Source organism: Bacteroidales bacterium (assembly GCA_018334875.1).
Classification (GTDB): Bacteria; Bacteroidota; Bacteroidia; order Bacteroidales; family UBA12077; genus JAGXLC01.
On record JAGXLC010000344.1, the window covers coordinates 1 to 4,309 of the forward strand.

The 4,309-nt window shown below is 46.5% G+C and carries 2 protein-coding genes; one reads left to right on the forward strand and one right to left on the reverse strand.

Annotated elements, in window-relative coordinates:
- Positions 1-839 (reverse strand): hypothetical protein (locus KGY70_17775; protein ID MBS3777051.1); only part of this gene is annotated, 839 nt, incomplete at its 3' end.
- A gap of 551 nt (positions 840-1,390) precedes the next feature.
- Here KGY70_17775 and KGY70_17780 point away from each other — a divergent pair.
- A partial coding sequence (locus tag KGY70_17780; GenBank protein MBS3777052.1) for a PQQ-binding-like beta-propeller repeat protein occupies positions 1,391-4,309 on the forward strand: 2,919 nt, incomplete at its 3' end.

A 4,309-nucleotide genomic window follows, 5' to 3' on the forward strand; every position in this document is an offset into this window, starting at 1 on the left:
TTTTTACATGAGGACAGGCAAACACCGGCATTATTGTGGCTGACTGCTTCAATTCCATGCCTGCCGGCCACACTCAATACAGAAATGTCGCGAACTATAATGTTCTTAGAATATACTGCCCGCACGGCCCATAAGGGAACATTTTTGAGGGTGATCCCTTCAACCAGAATATTTTTTGATTTCCATGGAACAATAAATGAAGGCCGCAGGCCTTCTGCTCCTGCTCCCTTGCCATAGTTTCTTCTTGACAGGGTAGTTTTGGTAGCTATACGACGAGGTTCGCCTTGTTTGGCTCCGCGCTCGTATTTTAGTGCCCATTCCCACCACCAGTCTCCTTCTGCCTTCAACATGCCTTTGCCGGTAATAGCAATGTTCTCAACATTTGGAGCATATATAAAAGGTGAATAGTTATAACACTCAACTCCTTTGATGCGATCGGGGACGACAGGCAGATAAGTTTTAGGCTCAGAGGGAAAGTGAACGACAGCTCCTTTGGTAATCCGCAGGTTGATGTTGCTTTTCAGATGAATGGGACCCGTCAGCCATTCTCCGGCAGGAATAAGTACTGTACCTCCGCCTGCTTCACTGCATGCTTTGATTGTTTTGGCAATGGCTTCTGTATTTATAAATCCCTTCTTGGCTTTAGCTCCGTAATCCCGAATGTTGAATGTTTGATCAGGGAATTTCGGCCGTTTTAAACGGGGCATATCAAAAGGAGCATCGATTGATGCAATTTTGCGAGGAACTGCATCTTGTGCATGAACATCTGGTGTAAAATCATTGGGAATAATCAGGGCTATAACTATAATCCAGAGGTTCTTGATTTTTTTCTTGCTCATTGGTCTGAATATTTATTATTTGGTTTTACAAACTTTTTTCAAGATCTTCCCACTTTACATTCCAATTGCCGTTATCGGGAAATCCGGGGTTTTTTTTCTTACAGCCCTTCCAGCCAGCGCACATTAATGCAACTGCTTTCAGCAGTCCCCCGTTGCCGGGAAGATAAATCTTTAAACGATCGCTTTGATAATTGTGGCGTTTTTAAATTCACAATGTTGTTTATGAAAACTTGATTTATTATTATAATATAAACGTAAGATTTTATTTTTAAATTGAAGCATATTTTCTTTAAAGATTTCTGGTTTTAGTTCAAACCATTTTTCAACAGCTTGATAGGGAGTTTTTACATTAAGTTCTTTTCTCAGTTTAGGCAAATTTCTATGTAAAGAGAATTTTTTTGCTTAATTTTAATGGTTGATTAATAGGCTCTTTACTATCTAAGTTTTCCGAATCACTGCTTATTTATAATAATTTACTGTCATCCAATGAAATAATTAATATGTTTGATGAGGCACTCGAAAATGAAGATAATCATAAAATAAGAATGGCCATGAAAAAGAGACATTTGCACATCACAATTTATATCTTTGTTGCAGCCCTTTTAGCCGGGGTTGTTTATTGGTATTACAGGGCAGATAATCCCACCCGACAGGCCGCTCGTATATTGGATGAGACCGGTACTGAAGGCGGCCTGGTAGTACATCTGGGATGTGGCAATGGCAAGCTCACCGCCGGGCTCCATGCCAGTGACCGATACCTGGTGCATGGCCTTGCCAGGGACAAAGAATCCGTAGAGAAAGCCCGCAGGTATATTCACAGCCGGGATCTGTACGGGCCGGTAACCGTTGAACGGTTGGATGACAACAACCTTCCCTACACAGACAATCTGGTAAACCTTCTTGTAGCCGAAAATTTAGATGGTGTTTCCATGGATGAGATCATGCGCGTGCTCTCGCCCAATGGTATTGCCTATATCAAAGAAGAGGGTGAATGGCATGCAAGAGAAAAAGACCATCCTGACAATACCGATGAATGGAGCCATCATCTTCACGGGCCTTCGAACAATGCAGTTGCCAGGGATACGGAAGTAGAACCGCCCCGGCACCTGCAGTGGAAAGGAGGCCCCATGTTCTCCCGCAGCCATGAACTGATACCCAGCATACGGGCCATGGTCAGCTCGGGAGGCCGTATTTTCTATGTCATTGATGAAGCGCCCCTGGGGATTAAAGATCCGCGGGTGCCCTCCCAATGGAGACTTGTGGCACGGGATGCTTACAACGGGGTAATTTTATGGAAGCGTCCAGTCAAAGGAGATTCTACAGTGGCCTATACCAAGTCAATGAGCAGAAACCACTGGGTAGGTTACAAAGGAAGTCCATCTACAAAGGAAGATGACGGTACTCCGGGGGTGAAGCCCGAATGCCTGGTAGCCGATGGAGATAGAGTTTATGTAACCCTCAGCAAAAATTCAACAGTAAGCGTGCTAAATGCGTCTACCGGCCAAACGGTTCAAGAGCTGTCCCATACCGACGGCACCCGAAAAATATTGTACCACCGCGATAACCTGGTGCTTCACCGGGAACCGGGCAGAAGCAATCAGGGGGATATCATTCAGACAATCGACCTCTCATCGGGTGAAGTGCTGTGGGAGATCAGTGAAGAAAGTCTTGTTCCCCGCTCGCTTGCCGCCAGACAAAACCGTGTGTTTTATCACAATACCCGTGGTATTGTGGCAGTGGATCTGGAGAGCGGAGAGGAGCTTTGGAACAGCCGGCAGCAGGAATCCGAAGCGCTGCAGTGGGGGAATTCCGGAAAGATGGTGGTCACCGATGAGGTGGTACTATTCCAGAGCACCCGCCATCTTGTTGCCCTTTCTCCTGAAAATGGTGAATTGCTGTGGAAAAATCCCGGCTCTCAAAGCAACAATCCACCTTTGTTTGTAGCCGGAGGACTGGTTTGGAGCGGAGAGCCAGAGTTCTTAAACCGGAAGATCAAAAACAGCGGGCCGCTGGATGCCTCTAAGGCACCCTATGATCACATTTATCGTGCCGGCGGTGGATCCTACTATTCATTACCTCAAATTAGAAATACCATAGTTGAAAAAGAAGGTTATGAGCCTTTAAATGGAAAAGTAAAAAGAACTATAAAAGTAAAAAATCTACTTTCGCCTGGCCATCATTTCCGTTGTTACCCGGGAAAAGCCACCAGCCGGTACCTTTTATGGAACAAGCGAGGTATAGAATTTATGGACCTTACCGGTGACAACCATATGAGACATGACTGGCTCAGGGGTATGTGCCATCTTGGCTTCATGCCGGCCAACGGCATGATTTATATGCCTCCTCACCAGTGCTTTTGTTACCCGGCTTCTAAAATAGATGGCTTCAATGCCGTTGTGGGCCGGCTGGATTCCCTGCGCTGGTCTTCAGAGCATGCAGCCCATCCCCTTGAACAAGGTTCGGCATATGAGACTGAACTTAAAGAACCGGCGTCCCGTTCAGATCAATGGCCCATGTACCGCCATGACAGCAAACGAAGCGGCAGCCTTCCTTCCGGTATTCCGGAAAACCTGACCAGGCAATGGGAGAAAAACCTGGGAGGGGAGCTGACCCAACCTGTTGTGGCAGGTGGAAAGCTGTATGTCTCTCAGATCAACTCGCACCGGATTTATTGCATGGAAAGCCAATCCGGTGACATCGAATGGTCCTTCACAGCCGGAGGGAAAGTGGACTCCTCCCCGACTTATTACCGGGGTTTGCTTCTTTTCGGTGCCTCTGACGGCTGGGTTTACTGTCTGAGGGCTTCTGACGGTGAGCTTGTATGGCGGTTCCGAGGTGCACCTCATGATAGGCAGATCGTCTCCTTCGGCCAGCTGGAATCACCCTGGCCTGTTCATGGCAGTGTGCTGGTGAAGGATGATGTGGTTTATTGCCTGGCTGGTCGGTCTTCCCATATTGATGAAGGAATGTACATGTTTGGCCTTGATCCCCAAACCGGAGAAAAACTTTATGAGAATCAACTGAAGACCCCCCGGCCCAATATACCGGAGGAACACGGCCGACCGTCTGATATGGAGGGAATGCGATCAGTGATTCTGGTGGGTCAAGGCGACTATATTTATCTTCGGCGGGCCAAATTCAACAGACAACTGGAAAAACTTGATAATCAAAATATTACCAAACTAGGAGATCGAAATGTAGGATTGCATCTGTTCTCCAATACAAATTTACTTGATAATTCCCGATGGGATAGAAGGTATTGGATGTATTCATCCCGCTGGCCCGGCTTCTATTTTGCTCATCAGGCACCGAAGAGTGGTTCTATTCTTGTTTTCAATGACTCGGTCACTTATGCCAATAAACATTATGACCGCATATCCGACCACAGCCCCTACCATGTGCATGGGCAAGGAAATCTATTGTATGCCGATGACAACGATACAGAACCCATTCTGGTGGGAGAAGACGAA